This window comes from Microbulbifer mixtoriginis (SeqCode) (genome assembly GCF_052466695.1).
This window is the reverse complement of sequence record NZ_CP174285.1, coordinates 1,641,806-1,657,395: the sequence shown is the minus strand read 5'-3', so window position 1 is coordinate 1,657,395 and position 15,590 is coordinate 1,641,806. Positions and strand designations below refer to the sequence as shown.

Below are 15,590 nucleotides of genomic sequence, written 5' to 3'. Positions count from 1 at the left end.
CTGAATAGAAGGAGAGCAATCTTTCTATTCAGCTTGAATATTGATTTTGCAACAGCTCTTACATTTAACTGATTGAAGCTGCGTGGATAGCAGAAAGAAAAAAGTCTTTAGGGACAAACTCCGACAGGCTGCCGACAATAAAATCAGCTTCTCTCAGGAAATTTTCACCCCCCACCCCAACAGCAGTCATTCCCTTGGCGGCTTTGATCGCAGCGACTCCAGCGGCAGCATCCTCAAAGGCAACACAGAGTTCAGGTTCAACTTGTAGGCCTTGCGCTGCTGCGAGGAAAATATCCGGGAAGGGTTTAGGTGCGGACTGTTCTGGATCGGCAATTGTTGAGAAGTAATGTGATATCTCCAATGCTTGCAAAACGGCCTGCGCATTCTTACTGGCTGAGGCCAGGGCAATGGGGATTTGTTTCTCGTTTAACCAGGCGAGAAGCTCCCCAGCACCGGGCAGTAGATCTTTTGGAGATAAGCTGCGAATCAGTTTCTGATAATAACTATTCTTTCTGCTGGCTAGATCGATCTTTTCCTTTTCACTAAACCGATCGCTCTCTTCCCCAAGAATCACTTCTAATGAGGCCATACGCTCCAGTCCCTTAAGCCTTTCACCGGTATCTTCAGCCCATGGGCGCTTGAGTTCTTGGGCCAGTTGGTGCCAGGCTTTCAGGTGCAGTCGTGCGGTATCTGCGAGTACACCATCCAGATCAAAAATTGCAGCACGATAGATCACTGTGTTACCTCCACTGGCGGTGCTATCTCAAATGTTTGGGTTTCGCCTACTGCGAGAAATACGGGTTCATGAATGTGATGAAGGTTGATGGGCTCGCCAGTTATCAGGGTATAGCTGGCATTACTGCAATTGATGTCCACTTCCAGGGTGCGACCACGGAATTGCAGACGGAAGCGATAACCTTCCATACCCTCGGGTACAAACGGGGCGAAGCTCAATTCGGTACCATGCAGGCGCATACCGGCAAAGCCCTGGACCATGCACATCCAGGTGCCGCCCATACAGGCGGTATGGATACCGTGCTGGGTATTATTGTGGTGATTGTCCAGGTCCATTCGTGCTACTTGCTGGAAGTAGTCGAGCGCTTTTTCATGGTATCCCACCTCGCTGGCAATAATGCTGTGGATGCAGGCGGATAGGGTGGAATCGTGTGTAGTGAGCGGTTCGTAAAAGTCGAAGTCGCGGCGTTTTTGTTCGATGGAAAACTCGGAACTTTCGAGCAATAGTCCCAAGACTACATCTGCCTGCTTGCAAACCTGATGTCGATAAATTACCAGTGGATGGTAGTGCAGTAGCAGGGGGTAATGATTTGCCGGTGTTTGCTCAAAGTCCCACACTGGCTTGTCGAGGAAGCCATCATCCTGCGGGTGGATACCTTGGGATTGGTCGTAGGGAAGGTACATGGCCTTTGCGGCTTTTGCCCAAAGCATGGGCTCCTGTGGGCCCAACTCTATACGCTGGGCCAAGGCCAGGCACGCTTCTGGATCAAAGGATTGCAACCATTGGTATACCTCTGCAGCATACTCCAAATGCGCACGGGCCATCAGGTTGGTATAGAAGTTGTTATCTACCAACGCAGTATATTCATCCGGGCCAGTGACTTCATTAATACAAAATTGGTTGTTTCGGCGAGGGTTGAAGTGGCCAATTTCCATCCATAGGCGGGCCCCCTCAATAACCAGCTCCGCCCCTTTTGCCCGCAGAAACTCTGTATCGCCAGTGACTCGGCTGTAGTGGCGCACCGCATAAGCGATATCCGCATTGATATGAAACTGGGCGGTGCCGGCAGGGTAGTAGGCAGAGCACTCCTCCCCGCCAATGGTGCGCCAGGGAAAGAGGGCGCCCTTGCTGATCGCCAGCTCTCGGGCACGGGCACGGGCCGCATCCAGGATCGAGTGGCGATACTCCAGCAGGTGGCGGGCCATATTGGGCTGGGTGTAGAGAAAAAACGGTAATATATAGATTTCTGTATCCCAGAAGTAATGGCCGTCGTAACCATCTCCCGAGAGCCCTTTAGCAGCGATATTCGTACGTCCATCCCTGCCCAGGGATTGGAATAGGTGGAAAAGATTAAATCGAATACCTTGCTGTAGGCTGTCGTTGCCAAGTACCTGGATATCGGATTCTTGCCAGAATTTATCAATCTCTATGCGTTGGGCCTTGGCATATTCAGCAAAACTTTTATTGGCGTTGAGTTCAAGGTATTGGCGAAGTGATCCAGCTTCAATCGGCTCAGCCCTTTGCTCTGCGAAGTAGGCTAGGTATTTGGTCAGTCCTATGGGTTTACCCCGTTGGGCAACACATCGGTATTCGGTGGCTACTCGGTTTTCATGGCACAGATTAGTCATTGTGTGGCCCGCACTGGCCTGCAGCCGGTGTGTGGCGGCACAGCGAATCTCATAGCCACTGCTTCTAACTGAGAGTGCCAGTGCCAAGTAGTCACCATCGGCGACGTTATTCAGCCATTGGATATCCCCTTGGTCAATGGGGGAAGCCAGGCGTGGATCGTCACTGCGCTCGGCTTGGTCGAGATTGCCATCCAGCCCCGTTAACAAGCGTATCTCCCCACCAAAATCCAGTGGAGTGATTTCAACATGGATGAGCACTAGGTGTTTTTCAGTTAGGCAGATTTGGCGCTGGGTTTTGAGCCTGAGGGTTTTTCCAAGAGGTGAGCGCCAGGTGAGGCTGCGCGCAAGGGTTGCGTTGGCCATATCCAGATGGCGCTCATACTCGAGTATTTCACCCTCAGCGAGGTTGAAGCGCTCTCCATCAACCCAGATTTGAATACCCTTGCCGTCCGGTACTGTTAACATGCGCTGATTATTGCGGGCGTAGCCGTAAGCAGCTTCGCCGTAGCGAATAGGTTCACTGGCATAGACCCCATTGAGGTAACAGCCATCAGAAAAGGGCTCGGGATCAAAGCCTTCCTCAAAGGTGCCTCTCAGGCCAATAAAACCATTGCCCAGGGAGAATAGGGTGGCGTTAAGAGGGTAGTCATCCGCTTGAAACTCTCTTTCCAGCAGGCCCCAGGGGTGAATTTCAAGCTTATGTTGTTGTTCTTTCTTCATACCACTTACACAGAAACTGATGGTCAGGTGCTTTGCCAAAGTGATTAGTGCTCGGGCAACTGCCTGCAGTCTATCGCTTGTACACATTGAAATGCAATCGATTGCAAATCGAAGATAAAAAATCTCCCTGTACGGTAACTATGTGATAACTGTGAGTGTAAATATTCATTAACTTATTGATAATAAAGAATTTATTGGCATTGTTGTTATCTAGCAACCCGCTAGTCTGACCGGCGATTGCTGAATGGTCTCTATTTGGCAGCTTGAAATATTGCAAACGATTGCAATTCTTTTATGGTAAGTCATACTGCTGAGTTCTGGGGGCGTGAAAATTTACAGTCATCAACCCACACTTAGAGATCAAAAAATGTACAATAACAGGCTGGTACGGCTGTACGCCTGAGCCATAGACCGATAAAGATTTCCTTATGAACAATCAGCGTATACTGCTTTCCCTATTCGCCATCTACTTTGTGTTCGCCATTCTCTTGAACAGTGTCGGCACTGTGATACTGCAGGTGATTAATACTTACGGCGTGAGTAAATCTGCAGCCAGTGTATTGGAGGGCTTTAAGGATATCCCCATCGGCATCGTATCTTTTCTGGTGGCTTCGCAACTGCCGCGTTTCGGATTTAAGCGGGCCATGCTGATGGGGCTCGCTATTGTTACCGGGGCTTGTATTGCCATGCCCCTACTGCCAGGTTTCTGGACTGCAAAACTACTGTTCCTTTCGGTGGGAGTCGCATTTGCCTTGGTGAAGGTCGCGGTTTATTCAACTGTGGGCCTGTTAACCCGTGGTCCAAATGAACATGCGAGTATGGTGAATACCCTGGAGGGGGTATTTATGGTGGGGGTTCTTGGTGGGTATTGGCTGTTTAGTGCCTTTATCGACTCTGCCAATCCAGGTTCCACAGCTTGGCTGAGTGTCTATTGGGTGCTGGCTGCGATTTGTCTGTTTGCCTTTATTTTATTGTCGCTGACAAAAATGGATGAGTCGGGTACCCGGGTTGAGGGCACCAGTCCACGGCAGGATTTCTGGGCAATGATAAAATTGATGGCCAAGCCCCTGGTTTATATTTATGTAATTTCCGTTTTTATCTATGTGTTGATCGAACAGGGTATCGGCAGCTGGCTGCCCACGTTTAACAATGAAATTTTGAAGTTACCAGCGGCGATGAGCGTCCAGGCTGCCAGTATTTTTGCTGCAGGGCTCGCCTTGGGCCGTTTGGGGGCTGGGGCTATTATGCGACGTTTACACTGGTATCCGGTGCTGAATGTCTGCTTGCTGGCAATGGCACTATTGGTAGTGCTGACTCTGCCGCTATCGAGTGATGTGCAGGCCAACCCGGATATTAACTGGTTCAATGCGCCGATTGCGGCCTTTATTCTGCCACTGATTGGCCTGTTTATGGCGCCCATTTATCCGGCAATCAACTCGGTGATGCTGAGCTCACTACCGACCCATCAACATTCGGCAATGACCGGGCTTCTGGTGATTTTTTCTGCGCTGGGGGGCACTACTGGTTCCCTGATTACGGGTTCGGTTTTTGAAGCCTTTGATGGTCAGGTGGCCTTTTACTTATCACTGGTGCCGATCTCGGTAATTCTAGTCAGCTTGTTCTTTTTCCGTAGGGCAGTGGAAGGGCGAGAAATTGGGGCCTCAGCCAGGCTGGCGGTTTGAGCTATCAGAGTTCATTTTACAAACTCTTGTAGCACGCCTAAGATGGCGTATTTCCCGCGAACAAGGTGAAGTACGCATGCCTAAGGATTCCTCCTCTCCCGTCTCCATGTCCGATATTGCACGGCTGGCGGGAGTTTCTGAATCCACTGTTTCCCGCGCGCTAAATAACAACCCGCTGATCAATGAAAAGACTCGGGAGCGTATTCAGCAAATCGCGCGTAGTATGAATTACAAAATCAACGAGAGTGCACGCAATCTGCGTTTAAAACGCAGCCATACCATTTCTGTCGTCATCAATACCGGCAGCGCCGGAGGCCAGACTTTTTCCGACCCCTTTATGTTGGACATGATTGGCGCGATTGCCGATCGCTTGGCCGAGCACCGATATGATCTACTGTTTTCAAATCGTATCGTTACAAGTGACGATTGGCATGCCTACTTAATGGGGTCTCGCCGCGCCGATGGGGTAATTGTGATTGGCCAAGGGGTGGACGACAGCCCCCTGCGTGAACTACAACGCCAGGGCGATCCGTTGGTAGTATGGGGAGGTACTACCAAACCAGATCTCGATTACTGCATTGTAAGTAGTGACAATCAGATGGGAGGGCGCCAGGCCACCGAGCACCTACTCAAGCTGGGCCGTCGTAACATCCTCTTTCTTGGTGATACTGCGCACCCCGAGATTTACGGTCGCTACGAGGGTTATAGGGCCGCGCTTACCGCAGAGGGGCTGGGTAATAGCGAGCGTCAAATTCAGGTTTCTTTCTCCAGTGAAAGCGGTTATCAATCCATTGCAGACTTGCTAAAAACCGAGGGGTTGAGCTTCGATGCGATTTTCGCCGCAAGTGACAGCATTGCAATGGGAGCCATCAAGGCTTTGCAGAGCCAGGGTTACAAGGTTCCCGACGATATTGCAGTAGTTGGATTTGATGATATCCCCATCGCGCCTTTCTATACGCCCCCACTAACGACTGTGCGACAGAATATCCAGCGCGGCGGTGAGCTGATGGTGGAGAAGATGATGCAGTTGATCGGTGATAAGACAGCAGAGCCAGCAGTGCTGCCAACCGAACTGGTGGTACGCTCTTCCTGTGGCGCTAACCCTGATTTCCAACCGATCCAGGAATATAGTCAGTAATCAATCTTGGCAGCTCCCCCTGGAGTTGCCTGATGCGTTCTTGGACTTCTTCTGGTTTCTCCAGGCACGCCAATCTTCTACCGAGTCCGTTGCTCTACGACCTAATAAGCCAAACTGTCAAAGCAATGGTCTTTGCTCTGATGAAAGAGCGCGCTCGGTAGAACTCAATGGCAGATTCCAATACTTCCAAAAGTAAAGAGAGGTTGTTGGCGCTGATTGGCCTCAGCTTCGCTGTATTTTTGGTGGCAAATGATCTAACCATATTCCCCGCCGCCATCCCCACCATTGAGCAAGAGTTTAATTCTGACATTACAAGAGCCCAGTGGATTATCAACGGCTACATCCTCGTATTTGGTGTTCTGATTATCACGGGTGGACGCTTGGCTGATATTTATGGGCGACGACGCATTTTTTTTATAGGTGCAGGTTTTTTTGCCTTCTTTTCGCTGCTTGCCGCTTTATCCATGGATATTTGGATGCTGCTAGTGTCCAGAGCCTTGATGGGAATTGGTGGGGCGTTGATGTGGCCGGCAATATTGGGGATGGTCTATGAACTCATACCAAAAGAGCGCGCGGGCCTGGCCGGCGGTCTAATCATGTGTGTGTGTGGAATCTCTGACTCCTTTGCCCCAATGTTAGGAGGCTTTTTAACCGAGTTTGCGAGTTGGCGATGGATATTTCTTCTCGATGTTATAGTCGCTGCATTAGTGTGTTTAGGGTGCTGGAAAACGGTCGCTGATGATAAACCAGAGAAGATTGAAGAGCATATTGACTACTTGGGAGTGACGACACTCTCTATTTCTTTGTTTAGCTTGTTAATGGCCTTGGATCTTGTCGTAGAGCTGGGCTTTAAAAGTCCGATAGTTGTCCTCTTATTTATCATTAGCGTGTTTTTTCTAGGGGGCTTTACTGCTGTTGAGCGTAATGCCGGTAGTGATGCATTAATTCCCAAAGATGTTATGAGTAACAGGCGTTTCTTTGCGGCATGTGTAGTGACCTTATTGCTTTCTGTAGTCTTCTTTTCTGCGCTTGTATATATTCCACAGTTTCTCACCAAAGTGCGAGGTTATTCACCTACATTGGCCGGTATTGGGCTGATGCCGATGATGATGGCTTACGGCTTGGTTTCCTATATATCCGGTAGGCTTTACGAAAAAATAGGAGCCAAGGTGATCATAGCGATAGGCTCGGTATTTATCAGTGCAGCAATGTTTATGCTCTCCCATATACAAGTAAATACCAGCTTCCGAGAGTTGATACCAGGACTATTGGTGCTTGGTGCCGGGGTTGGTTTTTTCTTTTCGACGGTGACTACAGTTGCAGTGACCATTGTTGCCCGCAACCGATCGAGTCTGGCTGGTGGGATTATCTATATGTTCCAGATTGCCGGCGGTGCATTGGGCTTGGGAATGAATACCACCATAATTGCCTTAGCCCCAGATCTGTCAACCGGTATAGACCGAGCTTTCACGATTAATGCCTACTTAGCACTCATCGGTCTGGTGGTATCAGTTTTGTTTATTGAGGGGGAGCCTTGTAGGGTAGGGAGTACAAAATAAAATTTCTAAAAGGGTAGTAACTCCATTTATTATCAGAAAACCTAAAAACTCCTTTTTTTCTAACAATCAATATTGTCTGGATATTTATACCAGCATTAATCTTTTTTGGGGACAATATGTCTCTAGGTGGAATCACTCTTAGGTAAGTAGTCTTTATAGAGTTGGTTGTGTAGGGTGAGAGTGTACGAAGGGTTGATATGGAGGGAAATTGCTAAATTTTAGAGCTTGTTTCTAAGGATATTTTAAATCTTAGTCCGTATTATTTACTTTGTAACTACCAAGAGTTCGCCCACCATGCGGTAATCAGTCAACATTATAATTCCTCTAAATGTTTCCTGTTTAGTCAGGAAGTGGCAAGAAGCACAGAGGGCGGATTAGTCTATGAGTATAGGGATGTTACAGAATTATTCCCAGGAAACCTTGGGAGCTAAGATCTGTATCGATAATAGTTGGCCTTTTTTTCTGCGCGCCTTGGATTCTATACCAAATAAAAAATTTTGTAACACTATCGATTATGGCGCTGCAGATGGTGGTACTTCTATGGAGTTATGGGGGCGAGTATTTAAAAAACTCGGTGATAAAACGATATGCCATATCGCTAATGATTTACCATCCAGTAATCTGTTAACACTCGCTGATAATCTAAACGAATTAAGAGCTAAGTTTGAAAATCTAGTGGTCTTTATACAACCCAGTAGCTTTTATAGTCATGTGGCACTCCAGGCTTCAATCAATATTGCTCTGGCGGCTACCACAATGCACTGGCTATCTAAAATACCTGGCACTTTTAAAGAGCACATACACGCAAACAAGGTGCGTGGCTTGCGGCGCGAACCCTTTAGAGCGCAGTCCGTGAATGATTTTGATTCACTGCTTGAGGCGAGAGCCTGGGAGTTTGAAGTGGGTGGTCAGTTTGTCCTTGTGGATTTGGCTCAGGATGATAGCGGCCATTTGCTGGGCAATAACGCAAAAGATAAAGACATGTTCGACACGCTGTATGATATTTGGTTGCAGCTATATAAAGCTGGAGAAGTATCGAAAAGTGCCTTTGAAGGGGCAGTCTTTCAAAATTATTATCGCACAGATGAAGATATTTGGCAGGTTTTAAATATGCCTCATCATAAGAAAAACTGGATCGTGCATGAAGTGTCAATACAAATGACACCATGCCCATATCGCAGTCAGTTTGATTTGGATGGAAATGCTTCAGCCTTTTCCGAGGGACTGATGAAAACTATACGGAGTTGGAGTGAGCGAACATTTCATACATCAATTGTTGAGCATGGAGGAAGTTCAACTGCGATTAAAAAGTTATATGATGAGTTGCAAGAACGTATTTTTAATAGCCCTGATAAATATAGTATGGATTATGTTCATCACTATATTCGTTTGGAGCGCCGCTAATACGGTGGATCTATCATGAGCGTAGATTTACTTTCGATTGAAATGTCATGCGGAACACTCCACTTCGCTTGCGCTAAAAGAAGTTCGCTGCCAGCGAATGGTGGCTTGAGAGTATTAGAGTATCAGAAGGATGAATATGCTGCTGATGAAGCTTGTCAATTAGCAGAGCGAATGCAGATTAAGCACCAAACTTATCATACAGGATTTAGGGGTGGGAAAATTGTTGCAAATGTCAACAGCATATGGCAAGGATCCTTTGATGAAATTATTACCATAGCAGCATCAGAGCTCAATAAAAGAAAAGGGGATATGTTCACCGGCGCAGACCTTAACTTTGGGAACACGCAAGTGATGCGTCTAGCTGCGAAAACCCAATATGTGTTAGCGGCATTAGGTTCGAAGATGCATTATGCAGAAGCTACGGCATCAGGTGCTTTAGGTGCTATTGCAGCGGGAAAATCTGCACTCAATATCCCAAGGGCAAGGGTTCTAGTGCATGGCGCAGGAGCTGTTGGGAGCAGAATCATTAAAAGGTTGGTAAAAATGGGAGAGCTGGTATCTGTTTATGATCATATCTTGGAGCGGGGGAATATTTCAGGTGCCGTAAATTCTGAAAATATAGAAAATTGGATTTTACAGGACTGGGATATTATTGTTCTCGCCTCAGCTTCCCGGATAATTGATGTGGCTTTGGCCAGGAATCTAAAAGCTAGAGTGTTAGTTTGTGTGGCTAACTTACCTTTTGCATCTGGCGCTCAACAAATATTGGAAGAAAAAGGCACGATAGTATTTGATGAAGGGCTTTCTAGTGCCGGTGCAGTGATGGCTGATTCTATTGAGTTTTACAATCCAGAGGTTTGGCGATCTGTGAGTCCACGGCAAGTGTATCATTTTATATTTAGTAGAATTTCTGAAGCTTGCTTTAAAAAATTGGAATCCGGGTACCCCCATCTTAGTTATTTAGGAAGACAGTTTGTTGGCTACGGTTAGAGCGTTAAGATGATAAGCTACTATGATGTGATAATCATTGGTGCGGGTATGGCAGGGCTGAGTTCGGCTTATGCGCTACGTAAATCTGTGGATTCTATTCTAATTTGTGACCAATTCCAGATTGGAAATACTTTTGGTAGTAGCTCCGGTAGTACGAGAATGTTCAGAGCGATGTACTCCAATCCATATTACTGCCAAGCTGCAAAATATTCTAATGTACTTTGGGAATCTCAGGAAAAACATTATGGTAAAAAACTTAGAGTATCCCATGGCCTGTTATTTTATGGTGAAGACTGGGGGGAGGAAACCATTGAAGGGAGTATCTGTGCGGCTAAAAAAGTCATGCAGAAGCAATCAATACCTTTTGATGAGTTGACTGCAAAGGAAATTAGTGCGCGCTGGCCACTGCGCACCAAGCCCGGCTGGCAAGGGCTATTTGAGCCAGCAGCAGGCGCTGTGTTATCCGGCGAGTCCTTAAATTTTTGGAAAAATGAAGTGATTCGTTGCGGCCATAAAATTAGATTAGGAACCAAAGTGGTTTCGGTCTCTGATGGTACTGATGTAAATGTCCTACTTGAGGATGGTACTAAAGCTTCATCCAAGCGTTGTATTATAGCAGCAGGCCCTTGGTCTAGATATTTCCTTGAACTATTGGGGTATCAGGTACAGCTTCAGATTTGGCCAATGTTATGGGCGTACTATACGATTGAAAGCGATCGTATGAATACCTATCCACAGTGGTTCTGTTTTCAGGAAAAAGCAAAGAATGATCCTGATCAAGGGCTTTACTATGGGTTTCCTTGTATGGGGGATAAGAAGAACGGCACAGGTTTGATCAAAATAGGTATTGATTGGGCACCAGATAAGTTAAAAAGGTCAGATTACACTCCCTCTGCGAATATGACGATTCCTACAGAGTTACTGCAAATTCTAGACGATTTTGTATTTTCTTATATAGAAGGTGTTAGGTCCCGCTCAGAGGCGCACTTATGTCCTTATACAATGAGTACAGACGCAGGGTTTGTATTAGATCGCTTGAGCAAAAATATTTTTATCTTTAGCCATGGTTCAGGTCAAGCCTTTAAGTTTGCCCCAGTGATTGGGGAAAATTTAAAGCGCCTAGTATTGGATGAGACACCTTTGTTTGATTTGTCACCCTGGTCTGTAAAAAGAGCCGCTTTGCAAGTTTGAAGTGTTAAGGGGGTATGAGAATCAATTAAGATATATTCTAAGTGTTCGTGTAAATGTTTTTATTTTTAATTGCCGATTGATTTTTTGATTGATTGGTTATGCGTCCGTAATTTTTTCGTTAAAATCCAAGACCATTTGTGGTTTGTCAGTAAATACTCCATCCACACCCTGTGAGGCAAGTAGTGCTAAGTCGTCAGGATTATTTACAGTGAAAATATAGTTTTTTAACCCTCGATATTTGGCATCATTAAGTAAATCTTTGTGGAGGAAGTCCAAAGCAGTATGTAGTGAATAGGCTTTTAAAGGGGCTGTACATGCGGCTAGATCGAGGGGAACCCCAACTATTATTACACCGCGGCGAACTTCTGGTAGTAGGCGTAGGCATTCATATAATTGTAATTGATCAAATGAAGATACTATATATTGATCAAAAGTAGCCCCCCTATCTGTAACAAATGTACGAATCTCTTGTGCCAATAGTGTCGCACAATTAGGGCCTTTGAGTTCTATGTTTAATTGAGCCTTGTCACCTATTAAGTCTAAGACTTCTTGTAGCGTTGGAATCTTACTGCCACAGGGTAGAGGCATAGCTCTAAGAGTTTCTGGTTGCATGTCTGTAATAATTGAATTCCCAGGTTGTAAGCGACCTAGGCGCCTGTCATGAGTAACAAGAAGTTGACCGCCAATATTCCATATATCAATTTCCACTCCTCCAACCTTTAAATCCAGTGCTTCGCCTATTGCCTGTAAGGTGTTTTCACTATACGAGTCTTGGTAACCTCGGTGAGCAAAGCAGAAGAGAGTGCCTAATGCCATTTTCAGAAAGTCCAAGTAGTTGATATAAATAAATGATTTATAAGGTGTATTCTAGAAGATTGTATTGTTATTAATGCTAATCGATAGTGGCTTGTAAGTGTTAATGGGTAGTTCTCTCAAATAGTAATGTGTTTCCTTAGCTAATTTGGCTGAGACTTAATAGGTCACTGTTATGGGTTGAATTATGAATCCTTGTGGGGCTTACCATTTAACAGTGGCGTGAAATATTGTGATACAATTATCTTTATGGCATAAATAATAAGTGGCTATATTTAACTCTATCTTAAAGATAGTGTATTTGATAGGTTTTATGGATTGGGTGTGTTATTCGCTTCTATGATTTATAGGTTTGGTGTTTTAAATGTGGAATTATAATGTCACGAATATTGGTTGCAGGTGGCGCCGGCTTCTTAGGGGCTCATCTATGTGAAAAATTATTGGGAGAGGGGCATGATGTCTACTGCGCTGATAATTTACACACGGGGGTAAAGCACAATATAAAACATCTGTTATCGAATTCATGTTTCAATTTTATTCAGCATGATGTAACAAACGCATTATATGTTGATGTTGATGAAATTTATAATCTGGCTTGCCCAGCTTCGCCAATTCATTACCAGGTTGATCCAGTACAGACGCTAAAGATTAATATTAATGGCGCAATTAACATGCTTGACCTTTCAAAGCGAGTTAACGCCAAAATACTCCAGGCTTCATCAAGCGAAGTCTATGGAGACCCTGAAGTGCATCCGCAGTCTGAGCAGTACTGGGGAAAGGTAGATCCGGTGTGTATGCGTTCATGTTATATTGAAGGGAAACGGTGTGTTGAAACCCTGTTTTTCAGTTACTTCCGTCAATATGGATTACAAATTAAAGTAGGTAGGATTTTCAATACATACGGACCAAGAATGCACCCAAATGATGGGCGTGTAATAAGTAACTTCATCGTTCAGGCGCTTAAGGGTGATGATATAACCATATATGGTACGGGCCAACAAACACGAAGCTTTTGCTACGTTGATGACTTAGTTGAAGGATTGATTCGCTTGATGGGGGCTCCAGCAAACATAACGGGACCCATCAATCTGGGAAATCCATCTGAGATTACTATCAGTCAGCTGGCTCAGCGTATACTTTCATTAACGGGGTCATCTTCAAAATTGATCTATCTGCCATTACCTAGAGATGATCCTCGTCAGCGTAAACCAGTTATTGATCAGGCAAAATTTTTACTTAATTGGGAGCCCAAAGTAAAGCTAAACGATGGACTTAAACAAACCATTATTTACTTTGAGAAGCTGCTTTGTATAAGAGGGAGCTCTGGGTTATTGAAAAATTAATTTCAAAGCCTTAAACATTGAAGTTGGCAATATTGATTGATAGATAAATACACATTAACTTCCTATCCGTTCATTCTGGTGAAAATAAAATGCTTTAGCATTTTGCCAAAGAACTTGGTTGGCTCCCGTTTCATCCAGAGCATTTTTAATTAATGTGACATCCTCATCTCGAAAAGGACGCGGTGCTCTAGTAGACGGTAAATCTGAACCGAACATAAGGCAGCTAGGGTTAGCCTGATAAAGATCCTTAATGGCGTTAGATGGATTGAAGTCCAGGCGCCCAAATCCTGTTGCTTTCACTCGTACACCTTTTTCGGCAAGAGATAGCAGCAACTTGAGCCCAGATTGACTCAATCCCAGGTGATCAATAGACACGCTGGGTAGGGTTAGTAAGGTGTTTTCTAGAGGGGCCAAATTGGCTGAATCTACATAGAGTTCTACATGCCAATTGGCCAGGTCATAGACTCTTTGTGCGAAATCCTTGATAGTTGCTGCAGAGATTGAACCCCCACGCTTTAGATTGAACCTTACAGCACGGACGCCATGTTCATTGAGCGCCAATATCTTTTCATCACTGGTATCTGGCGGAAGCTGGATCACTCCTACAAAATTCTTCCCTAGGTTTTTTAGGGCATCCATTAGGTAGGTATGATCATTTCGCTGAAAAGACCCAGAAATAACTGCACCACCGAGAAGGTCGTAATTTTTTACCCGGTCTAAATAGTCGCTGGTGGTAAAGAAATCAGGCGTAAATCCTTGATTTGAAAAAAGAGGAAAACCAGGGGTAATAATGTGAAAATGACTGTCGAAAATAGCAGTTTTATCTGTAGGCATAATAAATAACATCTAAAGACTTTGGGTTGAGTGACTTTCTAAAAGTAATGCGCTCACAAAAAATTAATACTAAAAGGGTCAGATAGGCCAAACTTTCTAGAACAATTTTTTAGTTCGTGCTGTAAAAATAAGTGCCGGGAAGGATACCATGACAGAAACTAGGACTCCCCTGACAAAAACCCAATTTTGGGGTTTGGTAGCACTCAGTCTAGCGGTATTTCTTATTGCAAATGACTTCACAGCTTTCTCTGTAGCGATTCCTGCAATGGAGAAGGAGTTTAACTCTGATATCACTACGGCTCAGTGGGTTATAAATGGATATACCCTGGTTTTTGGCGTTCTAATCATCTCTGGAGGGCGCTTGGCCGATATGTTTGGGCGCCGACGTATCTTCTTTATCGGCACTGCAATCTTTGTCTTTTTTTCTCTTCTTGGTGGACTTGCTGTAGACATGTGGATGCTCCTAATATCTCGGGCACTAATGGGTATTGGAGGCGCAATGATGTGGCCGGCCATTCTGGGGATGATCTATGGATTAATGCCGGAGGATCGTTCAGGCTTGGCGGGTGGCCTAATTATGACAGTCTGCGGAGCATCCAATGCCATTGGGCCAATGTTGGGAGGAATACTAACTGATTTAGCTAGTTGGCGCTGGATCTTTTTTATTAACATCCCCATTGCGATTCTGGCTTGCCTAGTTTGTTGGAAGGTGATCGCCGATGACAGTCCGGATAAAGTTGATGAAAAAATAGATTATGCAGGAGTAACGACTCTGTCTATCTCTTTGTTTGGTTTGCTCGTTGCGTTGGATTTGGCGGTAGACTTTGGCTTTAAAAGCCCCTGGATAGTCTCTTTATTTGCAGTTTTCTTGATATTTTTGGGGCTTTTTATCATCGTAGAACGCAATGCTGGCAAGAATGCCTTAATCCCTGAAGATGTAGCCACAAATAATAAGTTCTTTGCGGCGGGCATGGCAACATTACTACTCTCTGTGGTCTTTTTTGCAGCATTGCTCTATATCCCTCAGTTTCTTACCAAAGTTAGGGGTTACTCAGCAGCATTTTCTGGAATAGGGTTGTTACCAATGATGGCGGTATTTGGCATAGTTTCCTATATATCTGGCAGTTTGTATGAAAAGCTTGGAGCTAAAGTGATTGTTTCTGCCGGTACCATTTGTATGTGTATCGGAATGTTTATGCTTTCGCACATGACTGCCAATACCACCTATCCGGTGCTTATTCCCGGCTTGATGATTCTGGGTGCTGGGGTTGGACTCTTCTATTCCACAATAACGACTGCGGCGATAACGGTAGTCGATCCATCCCGATCAAGTCTAGCTGGAGCAATACTTTATATGTATCAAATAGCCGGTGGGGCATTAGGATTAGGAATGAATACCACCATCGTTGCTATGGCTCCAGATCTTCCCACAGGTATTGATAGAGCTTTTACAGTCAATGCCTACCTTGCCTTGGCAGGCTTTGTAGTGTGTGTTTTATTTGTAACAGGTAAAGATGTGAAAGTAGATTATGAAGAAGAGGGGATTTTGTGA

General features: G+C 45.2%; 12 protein-coding genes. 8 read left to right on the top strand and 4 right to left on the bottom strand.

From position 1 onward, the window contains the following. Positions 1-64: 64 nt before the first annotated feature. Both pgmB and ACJJI0_RS07150 read right to left on the bottom strand, forming a co-directional pair. The gene (gene pgmB / locus ACJJI0_RS07155) at positions 65-736 is read right to left on the bottom strand and encodes a beta-phosphoglucomutase (RefSeq protein ID WP_444885310.1); all 672 of its coding nucleotides are present in this window, start codon (positions 734-736) and stop codon (positions 65-67) included. Next, positions 733-3,084 (bottom strand): glycoside hydrolase family 65 protein, encoded by a 2,352-nt coding sequence (locus tag ACJJI0_RS07150; protein WP_444885309.1) that lies wholly within the window; start codon positions 3,082-3,084, stop codon positions 733-735. The genes pgmB and ACJJI0_RS07150 overlap by 4 nt, the downstream gene beginning before the upstream one ends. A gap of 428 nt (positions 3,085-3,512) precedes the next feature. Between ACJJI0_RS07150 and ACJJI0_RS07145 the strand changes: the two genes are divergently transcribed. The 6 genes from ACJJI0_RS07145 to ACJJI0_RS07120 all read left to right on the top strand — a co-directional run bounded on the left by ACJJI0_RS07145 (position 3,513) and on the right by ACJJI0_RS07120 (position 11,048). Next, positions 3,513-4,766 (top strand): MFS transporter, encoded by a 1,254-nt coding sequence (locus ACJJI0_RS07145; protein ID WP_444885308.1) that lies wholly within the window; start codon positions 3,513-3,515, stop codon positions 4,764-4,766. A 76-nt stretch (positions 4,767-4,842) separates the two neighbouring features. Continuing rightward, complete coding sequence (locus tag ACJJI0_RS07140) at positions 4,843-5,904, top strand: LacI family DNA-binding transcriptional regulator (protein WP_252085508.1); 1,062 nt, start codon at positions 4,843-4,845, stop codon at positions 5,902-5,904. A gap of 167 nt (positions 5,905-6,071) precedes the next feature. Continuing rightward, positions 6,072-7,463, top strand: coding sequence for an MFS transporter (locus ACJJI0_RS07135; protein WP_444885307.1), 1,392 nt, complete (start codon positions 6,072-6,074; stop codon positions 7,461-7,463). Positions 7,464-7,844: 381 nt separating this feature from the next. Further along, entirely contained in the window at positions 7,845-8,867 is a 1,023-nt protein-coding gene (locus tag ACJJI0_RS07130) for a class I SAM-dependent methyltransferase (RefSeq protein ID WP_444885306.1), read from the top strand. A 15-nt stretch (positions 8,868-8,882) separates the two neighbouring features. After that, positions 8,883-9,857 carry an NAD(P)-dependent oxidoreductase gene (locus ACJJI0_RS07125; protein ID WP_444885305.1) on the top strand — a complete coding sequence of 325 codons (975 nt, stop codon included), beginning with the start codon at positions 8,883-8,885 and terminating at the stop codon, positions 9,855-9,857. Between the two features lie 9 nt (positions 9,858-9,866). Next, a complete protein-coding gene (locus ACJJI0_RS07120) occupies positions 9,867-11,048 on the top strand; it encodes an FAD-dependent oxidoreductase (RefSeq protein WP_444885304.1) in 1,182 nt (393 codons plus the stop codon). 96 nt (positions 11,049-11,144) lie between these two features. Here the strand turns inward: ACJJI0_RS07120 and ACJJI0_RS07115 are convergent, their stop codons facing one another. Next, complete coding sequence (locus ACJJI0_RS07115) at positions 11,145-11,864, bottom strand: glycerophosphodiester phosphodiesterase (protein ID WP_444885303.1); 720 nt, start codon at positions 11,862-11,864, stop codon at positions 11,145-11,147. A gap of 374 nt (positions 11,865-12,238) precedes the next feature. Between ACJJI0_RS07115 and ACJJI0_RS07110 the strand changes: the two genes are divergently transcribed. Beyond that, the gene (locus ACJJI0_RS07110) at positions 12,239-13,204 is read left to right on the top strand and encodes a UDP-glucuronic acid decarboxylase family protein (RefSeq protein WP_444885302.1); all 966 of its coding nucleotides are present in this window, start codon (positions 12,239-12,241) and stop codon (positions 13,202-13,204) included. Between the two features lie 54 nt (positions 13,205-13,258). Here the strand turns inward: ACJJI0_RS07110 and ACJJI0_RS07105 are convergent, their stop codons facing one another. Then, complete coding sequence (locus ACJJI0_RS07105) at positions 13,259-14,038, bottom strand: amidohydrolase family protein (protein ID WP_444885301.1); 780 nt, start codon at positions 14,036-14,038, stop codon at positions 13,259-13,261. A gap of 148 nt (positions 14,039-14,186) precedes the next feature. On the opposite strand from ACJJI0_RS07105, the gene ACJJI0_RS07100 reads away from it, so the two are divergent. After that, entirely contained in the window at positions 14,187-15,590 is a 1,404-nt protein-coding gene (locus tag ACJJI0_RS07100; protein ID WP_444885300.1) for an MFS transporter, read from the top strand.

Bases quoted from the DNA above. Each gene is read 5' to 3' on its own strand.
- ACJJI0_RS07150 (WP_444885309.1), bottom strand. From the start codon at position 3,084: ATGAAGAAAGAACAACAACATAAGCTTGAAATTCACCCCTGGGGCCTG.
- ACJJI0_RS07145 (WP_444885308.1), top strand. From the start codon at position 3,513: ATGAACAATCAGCGTATACTGCTTTCCCTATTCGCCATCTACTTTGTG.
- ACJJI0_RS07140 (WP_252085508.1), top strand. From the start codon at position 4,843: ATGCCTAAGGATTCCTCCTCTCCCGTCTCCATGTCCGATATTGCACGG.
- ACJJI0_RS07135 (WP_444885307.1), top strand. From the start codon at position 6,072: ATGGCAGATTCCAATACTTCCAAAAGTAAAGAGAGGTTGTTGGCGCTG.
- ACJJI0_RS07130 (WP_444885306.1), top strand. From the start codon at position 7,845: ATGAGTATAGGGATGTTACAGAATTATTCCCAGGAAACCTTGGGAGCT.
- ACJJI0_RS07125 (WP_444885305.1), top strand. From the start codon at position 8,883: ATGAGCGTAGATTTACTTTCGATTGAAATGTCATGCGGAACACTCCAC.
- ACJJI0_RS07120 (WP_444885304.1), top strand. From the start codon at position 9,867: ATGATAAGCTACTATGATGTGATAATCATTGGTGCGGGTATGGCAGGG.
- ACJJI0_RS07115 (WP_444885303.1), bottom strand. From the start codon at position 11,864: ATGGCATTAGGCACTCTCTTCTGCTTTGCTCACCGAGGTTACCAAGAC.
- ACJJI0_RS07110 (WP_444885302.1), top strand. From the start codon at position 12,239: ATGTCACGAATATTGGTTGCAGGTGGCGCCGGCTTCTTAGGGGCTCAT.
- ACJJI0_RS07105 (WP_444885301.1), bottom strand. From the start codon at position 14,038: ATGCCTACAGATAAAACTGCTATTTTCGACAGTCATTTTCACATTATT.
- ACJJI0_RS07100 (WP_444885300.1), top strand. From the start codon at position 14,187: ATGACAGAAACTAGGACTCCCCTGACAAAAACCCAATTTTGGGGTTTG.